The 21,176-nt window shown below is 74.4% G+C and carries 12 protein-coding genes and 2 pseudogenes; 4 read left to right on the top strand and 10 right to left on the bottom strand.

The window, feature by feature from the left end; genetic code table 11:
* Positions 1 to 15: 15 nt before the first annotated feature.
* Positions 16 to 132 (top strand): annotated as a pseudogene (locus PV342_RS07130) (DNA-3-methyladenine glycosylase); the annotation flags it as partial.
* A 45-nt stretch (positions 133 to 177) separates the two neighbouring features.
* Here PV342_RS07130 and PV342_RS07125 read toward each other — a convergent pair.
* The 8 genes and pseudogenes from PV342_RS07125 to PV342_RS07090 all read right to left on the bottom strand — a co-directional run.
* Positions 178 to 1,857 (bottom strand): annotated as a pseudogene (locus PV342_RS07125) (hypothetical protein); the annotation flags it as partial.
* Between the two features lie 97 nt (positions 1,858 to 1,954).
* Positions 1,955 to 2,836, bottom strand: coding sequence for a hypothetical protein (locus tag PV342_RS07120; protein WP_391577689.1), 882 nt, complete (start codon positions 2,834 to 2,836; stop codon positions 1,955 to 1,957).
* A gap of 40 nt (positions 2,837 to 2,876) precedes the next feature.
* A complete protein-coding gene (locus tag PV342_RS07115; RefSeq protein ID WP_037732357.1) occupies positions 2,877 to 4,427 on the bottom strand; it encodes a hypothetical protein in 1,551 nt (516 codons plus the stop codon).
* 44 nt (positions 4,428 to 4,471) lie between these two features.
* Complete coding sequence (locus PV342_RS07110) at positions 4,472 to 8,074, bottom strand: hydantoinase B/oxoprolinase family protein (protein WP_500316187.1); 3,603 nt, start codon at positions 8,072 to 8,074, stop codon at positions 4,472 to 4,474.
* 4 nt (positions 8,075 to 8,078) lie between these two features.
* Positions 8,079 to 9,047: an SGNH/GDSL hydrolase family protein gene (locus PV342_RS07105; protein WP_400800149.1), complete on the bottom strand. Its 969-nt coding sequence runs from the start codon at positions 9,045 to 9,047 to the stop codon at positions 8,079 to 8,081.
* Positions 9,044 to 10,198, bottom strand: a complete 1,155-nt coding sequence (locus tag PV342_RS07100; protein ID WP_386990656.1) for a glycosyltransferase — start codon at positions 10,196 to 10,198, stop codon at positions 9,044 to 9,046. The genes PV342_RS07105 and PV342_RS07100 overlap by 4 nt, the downstream gene beginning before the upstream one ends.
* The gene (locus PV342_RS07095) at positions 10,195 to 11,316 is read right to left on the bottom strand and encodes a glycosyltransferase family 4 protein (RefSeq protein WP_026251368.1); all 1,122 of its coding nucleotides are present in this window, start codon (positions 11,314 to 11,316) and stop codon (positions 10,195 to 10,197) included. The genes PV342_RS07100 and PV342_RS07095 overlap by 4 nt, the downstream gene beginning before the upstream one ends.
* 545 nt (positions 11,317 to 11,861) lie before the next feature.
* Positions 11,862 to 13,286, bottom strand: coding sequence for a hypothetical protein (locus tag PV342_RS07090; protein WP_018561133.1), 1,425 nt, complete (start codon positions 13,284 to 13,286; stop codon positions 11,862 to 11,864).
* Positions 13,287 to 13,634: 348 nt separating this feature from the next.
* Here PV342_RS07090 and PV342_RS07085 point away from each other — a divergent pair, with 348 nt between their 5' ends.
* Positions 13,635 to 15,122 (top strand): PP2C family protein-serine/threonine phosphatase, encoded by a 1,488-nt coding sequence (locus PV342_RS07085; protein ID WP_386990654.1) that lies wholly within the window; start codon positions 13,635 to 13,637, stop codon positions 15,120 to 15,122.
* 268 nt (positions 15,123 to 15,390) lie between these two features.
* Here the strand turns inward: PV342_RS07085 and PV342_RS07080 are convergent, their stop codons facing one another.
* Positions 15,391 to 16,866, bottom strand: coding sequence for a DNA-binding protein NsdB (locus tag PV342_RS07080; RefSeq protein ID WP_018561135.1), 1,476 nt, complete (start codon positions 16,864 to 16,866; stop codon positions 15,391 to 15,393).
* Between the two features lie 394 nt (positions 16,867 to 17,260).
* Here PV342_RS07080 and PV342_RS07075 point away from each other — a divergent pair, with 394 nt between their 5' ends.
* Together PV342_RS07075 and PV342_RS07070 are read left to right on the top strand one after the other, a co-directional pair.
* Complete coding sequence (locus PV342_RS07075; protein ID WP_500316183.1) at positions 17,261 to 18,355, top strand: aminoglycoside phosphotransferase family protein; 1,095 nt, start codon at positions 17,261 to 17,263, stop codon at positions 18,353 to 18,355.
* A gap of 318 nt (positions 18,356 to 18,673) precedes the next feature.
* A complete protein-coding gene (locus tag PV342_RS07070; RefSeq protein WP_400800160.1) occupies positions 18,674 to 20,683 on the top strand; it encodes an N-acetylmuramoyl-L-alanine amidase in 2,010 nt (669 codons plus the stop codon).
* Here PV342_RS07070 and PV342_RS07065 read toward each other — a convergent pair.
* A complete protein-coding gene (locus tag PV342_RS07065; protein WP_026251371.1) occupies positions 20,646 to 21,146 on the bottom strand; it encodes a hypothetical protein in 501 nt (166 codons plus the stop codon). The two genes, PV342_RS07070 and PV342_RS07065, sit on opposite strands and share 38 nt — an antisense overlap.
* Positions 21,147 to 21,176 lie beyond the last annotated feature (30 nt).

The following is a 21,176-nucleotide window of genomic DNA, read 5'->3' as shown; positions in this document are numbered from 1 at the left end:
ACCCCGGACGGGCCGATCGCACTGCGCCTGACGGAGGTCGAGGCGTACGACGGCGCGAACGACCCCGGTTCGCACGCCTATCGGGGTCGCACCGCCCGCAACGACGTGATGTTCGGTCCACCCGGACACGTGTACGTCTACTTCACCTATGGCATGTGGCACTGCATGAACCTCGTGTGCGGTCCGGCGGGCGGCGTCGCGCGCGGTCTCCGCGGCGGTCGCGGCGGCCTTCTCGGCGTCCGAGGCCTCCAGGGCGGCCCGGGCCGGGTCGGCGTCGGGGGCGGAGTCGTCCAGCCAGCCGGCCCGCACCGCCTCGGCGGTCTCCTGCTCGACCTCCGCCAGCCGCTGCGCCAGGTGCCCGGACTCGCTGCGGGCGCGCTGCGCCTCCGTCGCGGCGGCGGTGGCATCGCGGTGTGCCGCCTCCGACCGCGCCTGGAGTCCCGCGGAGCGTTCCTCCTCGGCGTCCGCCCGCTCGTCGGCGGTGTCCGCGGCGGCCCGCAGGGCCCGGACGAGGTCGCCCGCGGCCTTCGTGCGGGCGGCCAGTGCCGGCGCGGCGTCCCGTTCCGCCTCGCGGATGGCGGCGGTCACGCGGGCGAGGCGGTCGGCGGCGGCCCGGTGCCGCAGCACGATCTCCGCGGCCTGCCAGGCGGACTGCAGGGTACGGGCGTCGTTGAGCTCGCGGCGCAGCGCGGTGGCGCTCTTCTCGCCGGCGGCCAGGGCCAGCGAGGCGTGCCGGTAGGCGAGTTCGGCGGCGACCAGGGCGCCGCGGCCGCGGGCGGCCTCGGCGTCGGTGACCGTGTGCGCCGCGCTCGCCGTCCGCTGGGCCAGCTCGGCGGCGCGCCCCCGCTCCTCGCGGGCGCGCGCGGACAGCCCGCGGGCCAGGGCCCGGGTGCGGCGCTCGGACTGGGCGTGGACGCCGCGTGCCTGTTCGCGGGCGGCGGTGGTGTCGACGATGCGGCCGAGCAGTTCGAGGGAGCCCGCCGTGAAGTCGCGTTCCGCGGTGAGCTCTGCCCGGCGGCCCAGCTTGCCCGCGAAGCCGTGCACGAGGTCGGCGAGACCGTCGGTGTCCCTGGTGTCGGTGACCGCGCGCAGCAGGAGGTCGGTGAAGTCGGAGTCCTTCTTCACCGCGAAGAGACCGGCCGCCTCGCCCTCGTCGGCGTTCATCTCCCGCTGGTAGCGGAAGAGTTCGGGGTCGAGGCCGAGTTCACCGAGGTGCTCGTTCCACCGGTCGTGGATCTCCTCCCACACCACCTCCAGGTGCGGGTAGTAGCGTCCGGCGTCGGTCAGGGCGTCGCGGAAGCCCTTCATGGTGCGGCGGCGGCCGCGGGCGCCCGAGGCGCCCTCCGCGGAGGGGCGGACGGCGGTGGACTCGGCCACGGGCAGCGAGTCCAGGCCGAGCCCGGGGCCGGGCCGGAAGGAGTACCAGGCCTCGGCGAACTTGCGCGGGTCGGAGGAGACCTGGCGGCCGCGCCACTCGCTGACCTTGCCGACGACGACCAGTTCGCCGGTGATCGTGTGCTGCCACTCCAGGGCGACGTGGCCGCAGTCGTCGGCCAGCAGGAACTTGCGGAGCACACCGGAGCTCGCGCCGCCCAAAGTGTTGCGGTGGCCGGGCAGCATGACGGAGAAGATCAGCTTGAGCAGGACGGACTTGCCGCCGCCGTTTTCCAGGAACAGCACACCGGCCGGCGCCGGACGGCGCGGCGGCCCGGTCGGTTCGTCCTCGAAGAACTCCGCCTGGGCGGGCGCGGGTTGCGGCACGGGCTCGCCGACTCCGCGCAGGTCCAGCACGGTGTCGGCGTAGCGCGCACCGGCGGGCCCGATGGAGTAGAGGCGGACCCGGGACAGCTCGTACATGGGGGGCTCTCGTCGTGGTGGTCTGTGGTCGTGGTCGTGGTCTGTGGTCGGCGGGTTCGGAGGATCGGCGGGATCCGGGGGCGGGAGGGGCCGCCGTTCAGGAGTGGAAGGGCAGGCCCGCCCCGGCCACGAGGCCGAGGTCCTCGCCCTCCTCCGCGGGCATCAGTGCCGCCGACTCGCCGGGCCGGGGCACGATGCCGAGGTCGAGGAGCTCGGCCATGGCGGCGCCGCCCGCCATGTCGCGCACCTGGAGCTGGTAGCGGGCGGTGGTGCGGTACGTGCCGCCCGACTCGTCACCCGTACGCTGCAGGAACCCCGAGTCCACCAGGAAGGAGACGGCCTTGCCCACGATGCCGGTGGTGGAGCCCGCGAGGCGCCGGGCGTCCTTGGTGGCGCCGGTGGAGCTGCGGCGCACATAGACCCGCCAGGCGGCCTCCAGGCCGGGGGCGCCGGTGGCCGGGTCGGTGTTCTCGCCCTGCTCCTCGGCCCGTTCCTCCAGCCGGCGGCAGGCCTGGCGCAGGAAGCCGTCGATGCCGTTGACGGTGACACGCCCGATGTACGCGTCGTCGGCGAGGTCCTCCGGTCGCGGGAAGGCCATGGCGGCGGTGGCGAGGTGGGCGAGGCCGTGCAGGAAGCGGTCGCCCGCGTCGGACGCGGCGCGGCGGGAGTAGTCGCCCATGCGGACGGCGAAGACCGAGTCCTCACCGGCCGCCAGCGCCATGCCGGCCCTCGGGGAGACCTCCAGCACGACCAGGCCGAGGCCGGCGGCCACGGCGTCGGCCAGCCGCGAGAACAGGGGCTCCTCGCGGTAGCGGCGGATCAGCTCGGCGTACTCGATGTCCCGCGCGGGCAGCAGCTTCGGCTGGAGGCCGAAGGCGACGAGGCGGGCGGCGTCCGCGGCGTCGCCGGGGGTGACGGCCGCGGGGCCGGGGGCCGCCGCGGGCGGCTGCGTGCTCTCGCCGTCGCGCTGGTCGCTCACGGGCTCGTCTCCTCGGTGCGGATGGTCGGTGCGCTCATCGTCACGCCGCCTCGGACCGCTCGGCGGCCATCCCGGCGGCGTCCAGCCGGGCCGTGCCCACGATCAGGTCGGCGCCGCCGAACTCGGGGTCGTCCAGTTCGGTGCCGTCGTCGACGGCGAACAGCAGCCGCTCCTCGCCCTGGCGGTAGGCGGTGCCGACCGGCGGGCTGGCCGCGTGCACCGCCAGCAGGGCGACCAGGTAGGGCAGTTCGGGGTCGAGGCGGCGGGCCTCGGCGAGCAGCCCGGACAGCCGCCGGGGGGCGTCGTGGGGCAGGTCGAGGAGTTCCAGGGCGGTCTCGAGCTGCTCCTCGCTGAACCGGCTGTCGTCCGGGGTGGCGACGAGGTCGGGCTCGGGCATCTCGGCGCCGAGGTGCTCGCGCTCCACCGGCGGGGTGAGCAGCGCCTCCACGAGGTCGGTGACGCGTACCGACGCGGGGGTACGCAGGCCCGTGCCGCGGGCGAACCAGGCGTCGGTGACCCGGGTGGCCTGCTCCACCGGAAGCGGCAGGACGGGGGCGACCAGCTGCCCGTACAGGTCGAGCATGCCGACGAGGGCGCTGCCGCGGGGCGCGGCGAAGGCCTGCCGGTCCTGTTCGGCCCGGAAGATCGGGCCGGCCTCCAGCAGCCGGGACTGCAGCTGGGTGTGGCGGCGGATGCAGTCCTTGACGATGTCGACGAGCTCGGCGGCGCGGCGCTTGTGCTCCGGTTCCTCCGACTCGTCCCTGGCCTTGCGGATGTTGGTCAGGATGGCGTTCTCGTGCCGGTAGCGGTCGGCGACGTGGTCGAGCGCCTCGGCGATCATGTCGGGGACGGTGCGGATCCAGTCGACGGCCCGGACGTTGCGGCGGGTGGCGTCCAGGGCGCGGCGCAGGGTCTCGGCGTACTGCACCGTGCGGTAGCGGGCCTGTTCCGCGGCGAGCTGGGCGTCGGCGAGCCGGCCGCGGTTGATCAGCACCTCGAGCTTGACCTCGGCGGCGATCTGGGCGCTGGTCACGTCGGTGTCGAGGGCGCCGACGAGCACGTTGACGGCCTCGTCCGTGGTGCGCAGGTAGACGGTGCCGTCGCGGCCCGGGACCTCCTCGATCAGCTTGAAGTCGTAGTCGCGGCGGACGTACGCCCCGTCCGCGCCGAAGGTGCCGTAGACGGCGCGGAAGCCGCGGTCGACGCTGCCGACGTTGATCAGGTTCTCCAGGACCCAGCGGCCCACCCGCTCGTGCTCGGCGGCGGGACGGCCGGGGGCCTGGGCGGCGATGCGAGGCAGCAGCCGGGAGATTATCTGGTCGTGGTCGGCGCCGGTGTCGAAGTCCATGTTGAGGGTGACCAGGTCGATGGCGGCCAGGGCGACCTCCGCCATCGCGTAGACCGAGTACTCGCCCGCGAGGTTGGCCTTGCGCACGTCGAGGTCGTGCAGCGGCGCGGTGCAGGCCAAGGCCTTGAGCCGGCGGGCCAGGCCCTCGTCGGCGGCCGGGCCCGGCGCGGGCCGGACACCGCCGCTGAGCTGGTGCGGAACGGTCGTGGTCACGACGCACAGACTAGGCGCTCGGACCGACATCGTCCCAAACGGCGCGGTCCGGGCACCCCTGCGTCCGGAACCCCTCAGGGGCCGGCGGCCCCGTAACCGCCCCCGCCGGGCGTGGCGACGACCAGGACGTCACCGGGACCCACGTCGGCGGAGTCGACCCCGCCGAGCGGGATGACGGTGCCGTCGGCGCGCTCGATGCGGTTCTCGCCCAGCGCGCCCGGCCCGCCGCCCGCCATGCCGTACGGGGCGACCCGCCGGTGGCCGGAGAGCAGCGCGACCGTCATGGGCTCCAGGAAGCGGATGCGTCGGACGGCGCCGCGGCCCCCGTGCCACCGGCCCTCGCCGCCGCTGCCGTCGCGCAGGGCGAAGCCCTCGACGCGGACGGGATAGCGCCACTCGAGGATCTCGGGGTCCGTGAGCCGGGAGTTGGTCATGTGAGTCTGGACGGCGTCGGCGCCGTCGAAGCCCTCGCCCGCCCCGGCCCCGCTGGCCACCGTCTCGTAGTACTGCACCCGGTCGTTGCCGAAGGTGACGTTGTTCATCGTGCCGGAGCCCTCGGCCTGCACCCCGAGTGCCGCGTACAGGGCCCCGGTGACCGCCTGGGAGGTCTCCACGTTGCCGGCGACGGTCGCCGCCGGGTACCGCGGGGCGAGCATCGAGCCCTCGGGGACGCGGACGTCCAGCGGCTTGAGGCAGCCGCTGTTGAGCGGGATGTCGTCGGCGACGAGGGTGCGGAAGACATAGAGCACGGCGGCCATGACCACGGACCGGGGCGCGTTGAAGTTGCCCTCCTGCTGCGGCGAGGTGCCGGTGAAGTCCAGGACGGCCGAGCGCGCCCGGCGGTCGACGCGTACGGCGACGCGGATGACCGCGCCGTTGTCGGTCTCGTAGGCGCGCTCTCCGTCGTCCAGGCCCGCGACGATGCGCCGCACGGACTCCTCGGCGTTGTCCTGCACGTGCCGCATGTAGGCGTGCACGACGTCGAGGCCGAACTGCCCCGTCATGCGCCGCAGCTCGGCGATGCCCTTCTCGTTCGCGGCGATCTGCGCGCGCAGGTCGGCGATGTTGGTGTCCGGGTCACGCGAGGGGTACGGGGCGTCCGCGAGCAGGGCGCGGGTCTCCTCCTCGCGCAGGCCGCCGTCGCGCACGAGCAGCCAGTTGTCGAAGAGGACGCCCTCCTCGTGCACGGTGCGGCTGAAGGCGGGCATCGAGCCGGGGGTGAGGCCGCCGATCTCGGCGTGGTGGCCGCGTGAGGCGACCAGGAAGAGCAGCGACCGCCCCTCCTCGTCGAAGACGGGGGTGACGACGGTGACGTCGGGCAGATGGGTGCCGCCGTGGTAGGGGTCGTTGACGGCGTAGGCGTCGCCCGGGCGCATGGTGCCCTCGTTCCGCCGCAGCACCTCCTTGATGGACTCGCCCATGGAGCCGAGGTGCACCGGGATGTGGGGGGCGTTGGCGATGAGGTTGCCCTCGGGGTCGAACAGGGCGCACGAGAAGTCCAGGCGCTCCTTGATGTTGACGGAGTGGGCGGTGTTCTCCAGACGGACGCCCATCTGCTCGGCGATCGACATGAAGAGGTTGTTGAAGATCTCCAGCATCACCGGGTCGACCTCGGTCCCCACCGCCACCCGGCCGGGCCGCGGCCGCACCCGGGTGAGCAGGATGTGGCCGTGCTCGCCGACCGCGGCCCGCCAGCCGGGGTCGACGACGGTCGTCGCGTCAGCCTCGGCGATCACGGCGGGCCCGTCCACGGTGTCGCCCGGGCGCATCCCGTCCCGGTGGAACAGGGGGCAGTCCTGCCGTCGGCCCTCCGCGTACAGGGACACCTCGGCGGCCGGTCGCAGCGGGCCCTCCCGGGCCGGCAGTTCGACGAAGTGGCGCCCCTGCGGGCCCGCCGAGCCGACCGCCTCGACCGAGACCGCCTCCACGACCAGGGGCTTGTCCATGGTGAAGGCGTAGCGGGTGCGGTGCTCGGCGGTGAACGCCTCGCGCATGGCGTCGACGGTCCCGAACGGCACCGGGAGCGCCGCGTCGGTGCCCGCGTAGCGGACGTGGACGCGGGTGACGGTCTCGACGGTCTCGTCGGGCACCCCGTCCTCGCGCAGTTGGGCGCGGGCCAGGCCGTCGAGTTCGTCGCGGGCCTCCCGCAGGGCGGGCAGCCCGTCCTCGCAGAGCCCGGTCTCCACGGAGCGCTCCCGCATGGCGGTGGCGTCGGCCAGCCCGATCCCGTACGCGGACAGCACACCGGCCAGCGGGGGCACGACGACCGTGTCGACCGACAGGGCGTCGGCGACCGCGCAGGCGTGCTGGCCGCCGGCCCCGCCGAAGCTGGTGAGGGCGTAGCGGGTGATGTCGTGGCCGCGCTGCACGGAGATCTTCTTGACGGCGCCGGCCATGTTGAGGACGGCGATCTCCAGGAAGCCCGCGGCGACCTCCTCCGGGGTGCGGCGGTCGCCGGTCGCGGCGGCGGTCTCGTCGGCGAGCCGCGCGAAGCCGGCGCGGACGGTCTCGGTGTCCGGCGGCTGGTCGCCGTCCGGGCCGAACACGGCCGGGAAGTGCGCCGCCTGGACACGGCCGAGCATCACATTGGCGTCGGTGACGGTCAGCGGGCCGCCGCGCCGGTAGCAGGCGGGACCGGGGTCGGCGCCCGCGGAGTCGGGGCCGACGCGGTAGCGCTGCCCGTCGAAGTGGAGGACGGAGCCGCCGCCGGCCGCCACGGTGTGGATGTTCATCATGGGCGCCCGCATCCGTACGCCCGCCACCTGGGTGCCGAGGACGCGTTCCAGTTCGCCCGCCCAGTGGGAGACGTCGGTGGAGGTGCCGCCCATGTCGAAACCCACGACCCGGTCGAACCCGGCCTGCCGGGAGGCGCGGACCATGCCGACCACCCCTCCGGCGGGGCCGGACAGCACGGCGTCCTTGCCCCGGAAGTGACCGGCCTCGCGGAGCCCGCCGTTGGACTGCATGAACATCAGCCGGACGCCCCGCAGCTCGGCGGCCACCTCGTCCACGTAGCGGCGCAGGATCGGCGACAGATAGGCGTCCACCACCGTGGTGTCGCCGCGCGGGATCAGCTTGATCAGCGGGCTCACCTCGTGGGAGCAGCTGATCCGGTCGAAACCGGCCTCGCGGGCCGCCCGCGCGACGGCCTGCTCGTGGGCGGGGTGGCGGTAGCCGTGCAGCAGGACGACGGCGACGCTCTTCAGGCCGTCCCGGCGGGCCTCGCGAAGGGCCGCGCCGACGGCGGTGGGGTCGAGGGGCCGGACGACCTCGCCGTGCGCGCCGACACGTTCGGGAACCTCGACGACACGCTCGTAGAGCGCCTCGGGAAGGACGATCTCGCGGTCGAAGAGCCGCGGCCGGTTCTGGTAGGCGATGCGCAGCGCGTCGCGGAAGCCCTCGGTGACGACCAGGAGGGTCGGCTCCCCCTTGCGTTCCAGGAGGGCGTTGGTGGCGACCGTGGTGCCCATCTTGACGGCGGAGATCCGGTCGGCGGGCACGGGTTCGCCGGGGCCCAGCCCCAGCATGCGCCGGATGCCCTCGACGGGGGCGTCCCGGTAGCGCCCCGGGTCGTGGGAGAGCAGCTTGCACGTCTCCAGGCCGCCGTCGGGCCGTCTGGCGACGACGTCGGTGAAGGTGCCGCCCCGGTCGATCCAGAACTCCCAGCGTCCGGTCACGCCCTCATTGTCCCAGGTACGTCCCTCCCAGGCGGGCCAGCGCACCGGCCGTGGCGTCCCGGGAGCGCAGGTCCAGCAGCCCGTCGGTGCCCGCCAGCCGGTGGCGCGCCTCCCGGCCGGCCAGCCGCAGCAGGTCGGGCAGCAGATCGGTGCAGCGGTCGGCGACCCAGCGGGTGCCCTTGGTCGCCATCCACCACACGCTCGCCGCGGCGCCCGGTCCCGGGCCGCCGGGGGTCGTGGACGGCGGCTCGCCGTCCGACAGGCCGCGGGCCGCCAGGAGGTCGTGGAACTCGCGGGCCAGCAGCCGGTGCCCGAGTTCGCTGGGATGCAGCCGGTCCGCGCTCCAGGAGGCGCGGTCGGCCACCCACGGGTGGCGGGCGGCGTGCAGGTGCACGGCCCCGTACCGCTCGGACAGGACGTGCACGACCTGGTTCAGCGCGGCCATCCGGCGGCCGAGGGGGCGGGCGAGCGGCCACGGCAGGCCCAGCATCCGGCCGGGGTCCGGCAGGCAGGCGGTGAGCACCTCGGCGCCGTGGGCGCGCAGTTGGGCCAGGACGGTGTCCAGGCGGCGGGCGACGGTCTCGATCTCGAAGCTGCCGCGCAGCGTGTCGTTGGCGCCGACCACCACGGAGGCCAGGTGCGGCCGGTGGTCCAGGGCGCGGGGCAGCTGCTCCTCGACGACGTCCTTGGTGAGGGCGCCGCTGCGGGAGCAGTTGAGCAGACGCACGGCCGACGGCTCGGCGGCCAGCCCCTGCGCCAGGAGCGGCGCCCAGCCGCGCCAGCCGGCGGCGACGGGGTCGCCGAGGCCCTCGGTGAGCGAGTCGCCGAGCGCGGCGAAACGTATCTCCTTCGTAGCGGTGGAGTCGCCGCCGAGCTGGGCGGGTGCCGCCGCCCCGGCCCCGGGCCCGGTGGGCGGGTGGGCCGCGGGTCTGGGACGTCCGGGGACGGCGGGCGCCCGCGTGCCCGTCGTCATGGCGTGGCCTCCGGGGCGGTGAGCCGGGGCGCGGCGTCGTGGGCGGCGAGGAAGGCGCTGACCGCGGCCGGCCAGCCGTAACGCTCGGCCTGGGCGCGGGCGATGGCCCGGCGCATGGGCTCGGGACGGGACAGCAGGTGGCCGACGGCGTCCGCGAAGGCGGGGCCGTCGTCGGTGGCGGCGGCACCGGCCGGGCCCAGGATGTCGGGCAGCGCGGACAGCGCGCTGGCGACGACCGGGGTGCCGCAGGCGAGGGCCTCCAGGGCGGACAGGCCGAACGTCTCCACCGGACCCGGCGCCAGGACCACGTCGGCGGTGGCCTGGAGGGAGGACAGGGCGCGGCGGACCGGGACGTGCCCGAGGAAGGTGACCGGCAGCCGGGACTCCCGGGCCCGGGCCTCCAGACGGCCGCGCATGGGGCCGTCCCCGGCGACGACGAGGACGGCGTCCACGCCCTGGTGCCGCATGTGGGCGAGGGCCTCCAGGGCGCGTCCCGGCCGCTTCTCGGGCGACAGGCGCGAGCACATCACCAGCAGCACCTCGGCGTCGCCGGCATACCGGGCGCGCAACTGCGGGTCGTGGTGCGCCGGGTGGCACGCCTCGAGGTCGACGCCGAGCGGCGCCCGTACGACGTTGCGGGCCCCGATCCGCTCGAACTCCGCGGCCGCCCAGGCCGTGGTGCAGACGATGCGCGAGTACACGTGCGCGCTGCGGCGGTTGAGCCGGTCGGCGGCACCCTGGGCGAGGCCGCCGGGCAGGCCCCAGGTGCGCAGCACACCGTCGACGCTCTCGTGGGACACCATGACCGCCGGCACGCGGCGGCGGCGCGCCCACTCCCCGGTCCAGCGCAGCGTCGTGCGGTCGGAGACCTCCAGGCGGTCCGGGCGCAGGCCGTCCAGCACCGCCTCCAGCCGGGCCCGGCCGGTCAGCACGCGGTAACCGCCGGTGCCGGCCACCAGGGGGCCGGGGAGCGTGATGACGCGGCCCTGGGAGGTCGTCTCGTCCTTGGCGGCGGGACCGGGGACGACCAGGACCGGGTCGTGGCCGGCCGCGAGATAGCCCTCTCCGAGGTGCCGCAGCGCGGTGCGCAGGCCTCCGGAGGTGGGCGTGACGAAGTTCGCCAGGCGGACGATGCGCAGCCGGCCGCTCATGCCGCCACCGCCGTACGGGCGTCGAGCACCTGGGCGTAGTGCCGCAGGAGCAGGTCGCCGACGGCCTCCCAGGTGCGTGCGGCCACGTCGGCGCGCCCCTCGGCGCCGAACTGGTCGCGCATCGCCGGAGCGCTCGCCAGCAGCCGTACGGCGCCGGTGAAGGCGTCCACGTCGCCGGGCGGCACGAGCAGCCCGGTGCGGCCGTGGTCGACGAGGTCGAGGGGACCGCCGGCGGCGGGGGCGACCACGGGCAGCCCGCTGGCCATCGCCTCCTGGACGGTCTGGCAGAACGTCTCGAACGGCCCGGTGTGGACGAAGACGTCGAGCGAGGCGTAGATCCGCGCCAGGTCGTGCCCGGTGCGGCGGCCCAGGAAGGCCGCGCCCGGCAGCGCCTCGCGCAGCCCCGGCGCGCTCGGGCCGTCGCCGACGACGACCACCTTCACCCCGGACAGCCGGCAGGCGCCGGCCAGCAGCTCCACGTGCTTCTCCGCGGCCAGCCGCCCGATGTAGCCGACCAGGACCTCGCCGTTCGGGGCGAGTTCACGACGCAGGGCCTCGTCGCGGTGGGCCGCGTCGAAGCGGACGGAGTCCACGCCTCGCGGCCACAGGTGCACGCGCGGGACGCCGTGCGCCTCCAGGTCCCGCTGGGAGGCGCTGGACGGTGCGAGCGTGCGGTCGGCCGCCGTGTGCACGGCGCGGATCCGGCGCCACGCGGTGCTCTCGCCGAGGCTCAGATAGGTGCGGGCGTACCCCGCCAGGTCGGTCTGGTAGACGGCGACCGCGGGGATGTGCTGCCGGGTGGCAGCGGCCATGCCGCGCACCCCGAGGATGAACGGGCTGGCCAGATGGACGAGTTCGGCACGGTGCGCCGCGATCGCCGCCGCGGTCCTGCGGCCGGGGAGCGCCACCCGGACCTGCGGGTAGCCGGGCAGCGGCAGCGACGGCACACGTACGACGGGGCACGGTTCGTCGCCCGCCGCGGACTCGTTCGGGCCGGCCGGCGCTATGACCAGGGGCTCGTGGCCCCTGCGGACCAGATGTTCGGCCGTGCGCAACGCGCAGTGGGCCACTCCGTTGACGTCGGGTGGGAAGGACTCCGTGACGATGGCTACTCGCATACGGACGTTGTCGGCTCCGCGGGCGTTGTCCGGGTCACGTGGATCTTTCACCTTGGGGAACGTGCCGTGAGCGTTGGCCCCGGATCGGGCCTTCCGGCCGCCGGGGCGGTTGTGGGGCTCTCCCGGACGCTGCGTCGGGCGCGCCCCGTGGCGTCGGGCGCCGCTCGCCGGTCCGGGCAGGAGTTCGGCGACGAGCCCACGGGGCGGGGGCGAACCGCCGGGGGCCACGGCCGGTGCAGCGGTCCGGGTGGCGGTCCCACAGGGCGCCGGTGCCCGTGACCGGGCGTCCGTCCTCGGCGTAGCGGGACCCCGCCATCGGCTTCTCGTCGGCACGCGGCACCAGTGCCTGCGTCCCCGCCGGGACGCCGTGACGGCAAGCGCCAGCCCGCTGTCCTCGACGCACCGCCGTGCTCGCGGGCCCGGGAGCACTCGGACCGGCCGGCGCTGACGACCTATCCCGTCGGCGCGTTCCTTCTGGCCGGCGAGCAGGGCGGGACGGCCGTCCGCACCCGTACGTCCGGTCCCGCTCCGGCATGTGCCGTCCGTCAGCGCGCGGGGTCTCCGGAGCTGAGGCGGCCGCGGACGGCGGTCTGCACCTCGGCCTCCTCCGCGGGATCCGCGGCGAGGCTGCGCAGCCGGGCCAGGACGCGGACGTCCGCGGTCGTGGCCGTACGGGCGGCGAGTTCGCGGGTGGTCTCCTCGCAGTCCCACAGGCACTCGACGGCGAGTCCGGCGCCGAAGCTGGGATCGGTGCGGCCGAGGGCGTGGGCGGCGACGCCGCGCACCTGCGAGGAGCTGGTCTCGCGGTAGACGTGGCGCAGTACGGGGGCGGCGCACTCGATGGCGAGCCGGCCGGCCCCCTCGACGAGCACGGCCAGGCCCTCGGCGTCGGCGCCCTCGCGCTGGACGAGGCGGCGCAGCGCGCCGAGCACGCGGTCGGCGTCCTGTTCGCCGCCGCGGCAGGCGAGCATGCGGGCGGCGGCCGCGCCGAGCACGTCCTCGCGGCGTGACCAGGCGCGGGCCCGGGTGAGGGCGGCGACGCTGCGCATCCGCTCGAAGGACTCGACGGCGGCGCGGACCACGACTTCGGACGTGCTGAGGGCGGCGGCCTCGATGAGGTCGAGGGCCTCGCGGTCCTGGCGGTCGCAGAGGTGGCGGAGCGCGGCCGCACGGGCCGCCTCGGGACCGCCGCGGGCCGACCGGACGAGCTCCTCGCGGTCCTCGGGGCCGGCGACGGCGGCGAGGCAGCGGGCGGCGGGGGCGTCGCGGTGTTGCGGCGGGTGGGCGGCCAGGCCCTCCTGGGCCCATTCGAGCACGGCGCCCACGCTCCAGCCCGGGGTCGGCCCGGCGGGCCGCATCTGGCGCTGCCACCGGTCGAAGGCGGTCTGCTCAGACGCCTTGCGCACGCGTTCGGAGACGGCCGGGTCGGGATCCTCGGCCCACAACCGCCAGGGCCGGGGCTCGTACGCCTCGCGGAGCGCGGCGGCGAGCTGGGCGTCACCCTCCGTGGTCGCGGGGAAGCGGGCGAGCACGGCGGGGCCGAGCGCACGCAGCGCGTCGTCCTCGTCACGTACGGCGAGCTCGTCCAGGGCCCACTCCCAGTTGCCGCCGGTGGCCGCGTACCGGCGCAGCAGCAGGACGGCGTCCCTGCGGCCGTAGCCGGCGAGGTGCCCGAGGACGGACAGGGCCAGGCCGCAGCGGTGCTCGTCCGGGCTGATGACGTCGTCGGGGTGGAAGAGGTGCTGTTCGATCCCGTCGAGCGGGCCCTCGAGTTCCGAGTAGAGGCGCGCGTAATAGAGGGAGCGGGACTCCACGCGCCAGTCGTGGCGGGGGTCGCGCAGGACGCACTGCTCCAGCGCGGCGAGCGCGTCGGCTCGCTGCGCCGCGAGGGCGTGCAGGGTCCCGTCTCCGCGTCCTCTCTGGAGGAGGCCGAGAAGGGTACCGCTGGGCGCTATGTCGGGGTCGAACATGAGGTCAGCATCCGGTGCGGGGGGTTGGTTGGCAACGGGATTTTCCGTTACCGGCTGCGAGGTATCTTCGCAGATCGTCCCGGGTTCAAACCCTTTGCACGGCACCCGGGCAGCCCGTGAGCACGCTCAGGGGGCGGAGTCCCGCAGCTTACCCGGACCGGGGCATTCCGCGGAGTCCTCCGAGCGTGGGGACACCCCAGGCTTCTGGCATATGCCTGCAGCACCACCGGATCGGGTATTGCAGAAACCCTTACGGGCCATCACTCCTTGTGCAAGAGTCGTGACTGGCCCATCCGTACGGCCCCGTTGAGGCCGGCGCCCGGTTCGGAGACATGTTCGGAGAGCGTCATGCCGCCCCATTTGCATGAGGATCGCGCCACCGCGAAGCCTGAGCCCGGCACCGTGGACGCGCTCATCTCCCAGACCCGCCAGCTGCGCGGCAAGGTCGACGCCGTCCGCCGTGACGCCGCCGCCGAGGACGAGGAGGACCCGCAGCTGCGCTGGCAGCGCGCGCTGTGCGACCTCGCCGTCCATCAGCTCGACGACCTGGGCGCGCACCTCGGGCAGCTGCGGGACGGCCTCCCCGACCTCGGCCACCGGGAGGCGGCCGCCGAGCCCGGCGCCGCCGCCCACGCGGCCCCGCCGCCCCGGGAGGTGTCCGTCCCCGCACCGGTCCCCGGTGCGGTGCAGGCCCTGGGGCGGGCCGGCAGCGCCGAGTGGAACCTGGTCACGGACGGTGTCCAGTGGTCGGACGAGCTCTACCGCATCTTCGGCCGGACCCGCGAGGACGGGCCGCTGACCCTGGACGAGCTGCCCTCCTGGCTGTTCGCGGAGGACCAGCAGACGCTCACCGCGGCCGTGACCGGCTGCCTGGTGGACGCCCGGCCGATCGACTGCGAGTTCCGCATCGTCCGCCCGGACGGTGCCGTGCGTACCGTGCACATGGTGGGCGAGCCGGTGCTCGACGCCGCCGGCGCCACCGCCTCGATGTGGGCGGTGCTCCGCGACGTCAGCGAACTGCGCCGCAGCCAGCGGACGCTGCGCGAGACCCGTGACTCGCTGCAGCGCGAGCGGCAGATCGCGCAGACCGAGCGCCGGCTGGCGGTGGAGCTGCAGGAAGCCGTGCTGCCGCCGTGGCGCGGTTCCCTGCGGTTCCCGCAGGAGGGTGGCCCCACCACGATCGACCTCGCCGCCCACTACCTCCCCTCCTCGACCGGATCCCTCGTCGGCGGCGACTGGTACGACGCGCTGCAACTGCCCGACGGCTCCGCGCTGCTCACCGTGGGCGACCTGACCGGGCACGGGGTCTCCGCCACCTCCGGCATGGCCATGCTCCTCGGCGCGCTGCGCGGAATGGCGATGACGGGGCTGGACCCGGCACCGCTGCTGGGCGGGCTCAACCAGCTGCTGGACAGCTCCGCACAGCCCGCGCTGGGCAGCGCCCTGTGCTGCCGCTACCGCCCGGAGGACCGCTCGCTGGTATGGGCGCAGGCCGGACACCCCGCCCCGCTGCTGTTCCGCGACGGGACGGGGCGTGCGCTCGACGCGCCCGAGGGCGTACTGCTGGGCGCCACATCGGGCGCGCAGTACGGCCAGGTCACCGAGCGGCTGCTCCCCGGAGACCTGCTGGTACTGCACACCGACGGCCTGCTGCCGCGCCGTTCCGGTCCGGTGGCCGCCTCCGACGCGGGCGCCGCGGTGCGGCACCTGCTGGGACTCGGCCCGAGGTTCGCCCGGGCCCGTACCCCTCAGGAGTGCGTGCGCATCGTGGTGGAGGAACTCGGCGCCCCCGAGCGCGAGGACGATGCCTGCGTGCTCATCGCCACGTTCCACTGAGGTCCTCGGCTGCGCCGAGGTCCACAGTGGCACCACCGATCCCGCACCGGCCATTCACAGGCTCCGCGCGAAACCCGCACGACACCCGCACCGTGCGGGTGCGCATCCGGCGGCGGCGTATGGACATGTCGACGTGTCGACACGGGGTGGGCATCCGGGAGAGCCGGCTCATTCGGCGTCGAGTCGGCTGGTCCCGCGCATCGATGTTCGCGATGCCTGTGATGTCCGCGACATCCCCGTCGTCCATGTCCTGCGCTCGGCGCTCCGCTCAGATCACGGGGCCCCTGCGCTGGGGTCCGCTCGGCAGCGCGATCTCGATCTCCTCACGCAGATCCTGGATCCTGGTGAAGTCGGAGTAGCGGGCCGTCAGCCGGTACATCTCCCGCAACCGGTCCCAGGTACGCAGCGACGAGTTCTGCCTTATGGTCAGCAGCGCCAGTCGCGCGTAGCGGTCCGCCTGCTCCGGGTCGTCGGCGATGAAGCAGGCCGAGGCCAGTGAGATGTAGTCGAAGATGTTGGAACGGTCCCGGCCCTTGTCGCGCAGTTCCAGCGCCTGTTTGGCGTGCTGCTGTGCCGTCCGTGCGGCCAGCGGCTCGTGCTCGGCGAGGGTGCGGTACGCGAGCGCCTGCATCCCGTGCAGATCGGCCTCGTCGAACATCTGCATCCAGCTCGGCGGCGGGACGTCGCCGCGGTCGGTGGCGAAGAGGTCCTCGGCCTTGCCCAGGGTGCGGCGCATCGCCTGGCCGTGCCCCATGGAGGCCTGTGCCCAGGCCTCGATGGTGCAGAGCATGGCCCGGGTGCGCGGCAGGGTCTCGTGCCCGGAGCCGGACTGCGCCAGCTTCATCAGGTCCAGGGCGTCGTCCGGCCGGCCCAGGTGGACCATCTGCCGGGCGGCGCGTGAGAGCGCCTCGCCGGCTCTCGGCCGGTCGCCGCCCTCACGGGCGGCGTGCGCCGCGATGACGAAGTACTTCTGGGCGGTGGGCTCCAGGCCCACGTCGTGGGACATCCAGCCCGCCAGGACGGCGAGGTTGGCCGCCACGCCCCAGAGCCTTCGCTTGAGGTGCGGAGGGTGCTGGTAGGCGAGCATGCCGCCCACCTCGTTGAGCTGTCCGACCACCGCCTTGCGCTGCAGCCCGCCGCCACGCGACGCGTCCCAGGCGCGGAACACCTCGACCGAGCGCTCCAGCGCCTCGATCTCCTGGGAGCCGACGGGGGCCGCCTCGTAGCGGTCGTAGGAGGCGGCGTCGGCGGTGAAGGGGTCGTGGGTGGTGGGGGCGTCGGCCGCGAGCGCCGGATCGGTGTGCAGCCAGTCGTACATGGCGCTGCTGAGTGCGGAACCCGCGGCAAGCGCGGCTCCCGCGCCCACCAGACCGCGTCGGTTGAGCATGAGGTCCATTCCCGTGAATTCGGTGAGGACCGCGGCTGTTCGCTCCGGTGGCCAGGGCAGTCCGTCGGCGCTGACGGACTGCTTCCTTCCCGTACGCCGATGCCGGCCGAACCCGAGATCCTCGATGGTTACGACACGGCCGAGACGCTCGGTGAACAGGGCCGCCAGCACGGTGGGCACGGGTTCGCGGGGAGATTCACCGGTGTCGATCCAGCGGCGCACGCGCGAGGTGTCCGTCGCCAGCTGCGGGTGGCCCATGGCCGCCGCCTGCCGGTTGACGAGTCGCGCGAGCTCTCCCTTGGACCATCCGGTGAGTGCGAACAGGTCCGCTAGCCGTGTGTTGGCTTCCTTGTCCATCCAAGCCCCCAGGTTCCTCGGCACTGTTGACACTAACGGCCGGTCAGCGCCGCCGCGAGCATTCGCCATGGTTCGCCAGGGTGCGCCAGATGGTCTGCCACCCGCACGCGGTGGTCAGGTAGGAACGCGCCACCCGGCCCGGCACTCGCCGGCTCGCGAACGGTCGCATATGAACAACTTTCGAAAAACGCCGATCAGCGTTGAACAACTCGAGAGCCATGTGCGTACTGGTACGCGAGGGGCGTACGGCGCGTGGACAGTTCGGACCGCCGGCCCGGACCCGCATTCCCCAGGGTGCGGGACCGGACGCCGACTCCGGCTCCGGATCGTCCACGCGCCGGCCCCGCCACCTCGTCAAGAGCCCGTTGGCACACGAAGGGATCTGTCTCCCCATATGTATTCAGCATCGTCCTCCGTGTCCGCACCGCCCCGGCCGACCCAGATCCCGGGGTTCACCGGGACCGGGACCGCCATACGTCCTCGCCCGGTGCTGCCCGCTCCGCGCCGAGGCGCGCCGGGGACCTCCCATCCGCTCAGCGGGAGGCTCGACTTGACCGGACCCCAAGGCGCGCAGCTGCGCTCGGCCATCGCCTCGGTGCAGCGCATCTGCCCCGAGTTCACGCCCGTCCAGATGCTGCGGCGCAGCGGCCGCTCGGTGCTGCTGGTCGGCACCTCGGGCCGCGCCCCGGCGGTCGCCAAGTGCCTGCTGGACCACTCCCCCGCGTGGGTGGAGCGGTACCGCCACGAGATCGCCGCGTACCGGGCGTTCGTACGGCACCGGCCGCCGGTCAGGGCGCCGCGGCTGATCGCCGCCGACCCCGAGAACTGCACACTCGTCCTGGAGCGCATGCCCGGACGGGTCGCGGCCCTGCAGCGGCACCCGTCGGAGGCCCCGCCGCGGGCGGACGTGCGGATGGCGCTCAGCGCGATCTCCCGGGTCAACATGTGGCGTCCGCCGGCCGGGGTCTTCGACGCCCCGATCGACTACGCGGCGCGGCTGTCCCGCTACCACGAGCTGGGACTGCTCACCGACCGCGATATGGGCGACCTGCAGAAGCTGCTGCACGGACTGGCTCACGCACAGGGCCAGTTCAACCACGGCGACGCCCTGCTCTCCAACATCCTGCTCTCCCCGGCCGGCCCGGTGCTGGTTGACTGGGAGCACGCGGGCTGGTACCTGCCGGGCTACGACCTGGCGGTGCTCTGGATGATCCTGGGCGACGACCCGGCCACCCGGCGGCAGATCAGCCAGATGGCGCAGGCCGCGGGACCGATCGCGCGTGACGCCTTCCTGGTCAACCTGATGCTGGTGGTCACCCGCGAGATCCGCACCTACGAGACGGCCGTGCAGCGCACGATGCGCAGCACCGTCCCGGCGGGTCCCGGCGCGGTCGAGGCCGGCGAGGAGCAGCGGCTGCTGCTGCGCCGGCTGCACGACGACGCGGGCCTCGCCCGGCGGGCCGTCAGGGCCGCCGTCGGCACCAGGTGACCCCGCGGCCGGTTCCCGGACGGAAGGGGAGGAACCGGTGCGTGACGGACGGCGGCACACCGCGATCGCGGACCCGGGGTCCAGGGGAGTGTCCCCGGGTCAAGTCGCGGTGCCGCCCGGCCGGCTTCACGGCCGGGGCGGCACCGCCGGTGGTCCAGTCCACTGACGCACCGCAGGCCACAACGCCCGTGCGGGAAAAGCTCCCGCACGGGCGCTGACATGCGTAAACGGTGAGGCCACCGCACAGTTGACGGATCGTCGAGCAAGGGATACCTCTGTGGTGCCGAACGGCCCCGTGCGTCACCACAGGAGGCTGCAGTGCGAGGAACCCCCCACAACGCGAGACGCCCGCGCAAGGTCGTCACCGCCGCGACGGCCACCGTGGCCGTCGGCGCCCTGCTCTCCGCGCTGTCGCCGCTCCCCGCGGCCGGCGCGACTTCGGACGAGCGGGACGTGCCGCTCCGGCAGGCCTTCAGAAACGCCGCGGAGCGCCACCACGTGCCGGAGAGCGTGCTGATGGGCGTGGCCTACCTGGAGTCGCGCTGGGACACCCACCGAGGGCTGCCCAGTGTCACCGCCGGATACGGCCCCATGCACCTCACGGACGCCCGGTCGGCGATCACCGACTTCCCTCGAAGGGGTGATGGCGGTGACGACCCGCGCGGCGACGTAGGACGTCCCCTCACCGACGTCGGACCACCCACGGCGGACACCCGCGCGCTGCCGCCGTCGCTCACGACGCTGGACCGCGCCGCCGGGCTGACCGGGCTGCGCGCCGAGGAGTTGCGCGAGGACCCGGCGGCCAACGTCGAGGGCGGCGCGGCGCTGCTGGCCCAGGCCCAGAAGTCACTGGGCGCGCCGCTGAGTTCGGACCCGGCGAGCTGGTACGGCGCGGTGGCTCGCTACTCGGGCGCCGACGACTCCGCCACCGCCTCGGTCTTCGCCGACGACGTCTTCCAGGTCATCCGGGACGGGGCCACACGCACCACGGACGACGGGGAGACCCTCACCCTCGCCGCGCACCCCGGTCTCGCGCCGGACACCTCCCGGCTCCGCTCCCTGGGCCTGCGCACCGTCCCCGCGGACGGGACGGAGTGCCCGCGCACGATCGCCTGCGAGTGGCTCCCGGCCCCGTACGAGGAGTACGGCACGGACGACTACGGCAACCACGACCTCGCCGACCGCCCGCACGACCAGAAGATCGACTACATCGTCGTGCACGACACCGAGGCCACCTGGGACACCACCCTCCAACTGGTGCAGAAGCCGGACTACCTGGCGTGGCACTACTCGATCCGCTCCGCGGACGGCCACGTCGACCAGCACGTGCGGACCAAGGACGTCGGCTGGCACGCGGGCAACTGGTACGTCAACGCCAAGTCGGTCGGCATCGAGCACGAGGGCTTCCTCACCGACCCGGGCACCTGGTACACGGAGGCCATGTACCGGGCGTCCGCGCGGCTGGTCCGCTATCTGGCCCGGCGCAACGGCATCCCGCTGGACCGGCAGCACATCCTCGGCCACGACAACGTTCCGGGCCCGACCCCGGCGAACATCCCGGGGATGCACACCGACCCCGGCCCCTACTGGGACTGGGCGCACTACTTCCAGTTGCTGGGAGCGCCCTTCCGGCAGACCGCAGGACCCGGCAGCGCGCTGGTGACGATCGCCCCGGACTACGTCTCCAACCGGCCCGTCTACACGGGGTGCGCGACCGCCGGCGACACCTGCCCGTCCCGCGGGTCCACGGCCGTCCGGCTGTACACCGAGCCGCGCGAGGACGCCCCGCTCGTGAAGGACACGGGCCTGCACGGGGACGCCCCCTCGACGACCGGGGTGAACGACACCGGTGCCCGCGCCTCGACCGGTCAGCAGTTCGCGGTGGCCGAGCGGCGCGGGGACTGGACGGCGATCTGGTACCTCGGCCAGAAGGCCTGGTTCCACGACCCCAGGGGACACCGGGCCGCCCTGCCCGCCACGGGCCTGCTGGTCACGCCGAAGAAGGGCCGCGGCGAGGTCCCGGTGTACGGGCGCGCCTACCCGGAGGCGTCGGCCTACCCGGCGGGGGTCCCGGTGCAGCCGGAGGCCCCGCTGCCGTACGGGCTCCTCGCAGGCCAGAGCTACGCGGTGGGCCAGGTGACGCGCGGCGAGTACTACCGGGCGGTCACGTTCGACGCCTCGCAGCATGTGGTGGTGCGCGGCGAGCAGCGCTACTACGAGATCCAGTTCGGCCACCGGGTGGCCTGGGTCAAGGCCGGGGACGTGACCCTGCGGCCCTCCTGGGCCCCGTTCAGCCCTGCTGGAACATCTCCGCGGGGAGGGGCTTGAGCAACTGGTAGAGGTCGTCGGTGATCGGACGGTCCCATGTCGCGATGGTGACCAGGACGCCGTCGCTGCGGTCGAACTGCGTGCAGGCGATGCGCCCCTCGGAGAGCTTCACCTTGCGCACGATCAGCAGGTTGTCACCGTGCATGACCGGGGTGTCCTCGGTGCCGACGACCTCCACCGGCTCGTCGTTGCCGAGGGCCAGCATCAGCTGCGCGACCTCGAAGGGGATCTGGCCCTCCTCGAGGTCGCGGGCGGGCGAGCCCTCGGGGAGGTTGCCGATCAGCATGGCGGGACCGCGCCCGCCGAAGAGGTCGTAGCGCAGGAAGATGCCCTGGCAGCTGCCGTCCTCCCCGGGCAGCAGCCCGGCGCCCAGTTCTCCCGGCCAGTCGCCCGGGTCCATGGCCAGGACGTCGAATTCCGGCCCTGTGGGCGTTGCGGCGCTGCGGCGGCGGAGGAACGACATGCGCCCATCGTACGGTCCCCGGGCGGGCCG

Source organism: Streptomyces sp. PA03-3a (genome assembly GCF_033792735.1).
In the GTDB taxonomy this organism is placed as follows: Bacteria; Actinomycetota; Actinomycetes; order Streptomycetales; family Streptomycetaceae; genus Actinacidiphila.
This window is presented reverse-complemented; position numbering and strand designations above follow the sequence as displayed.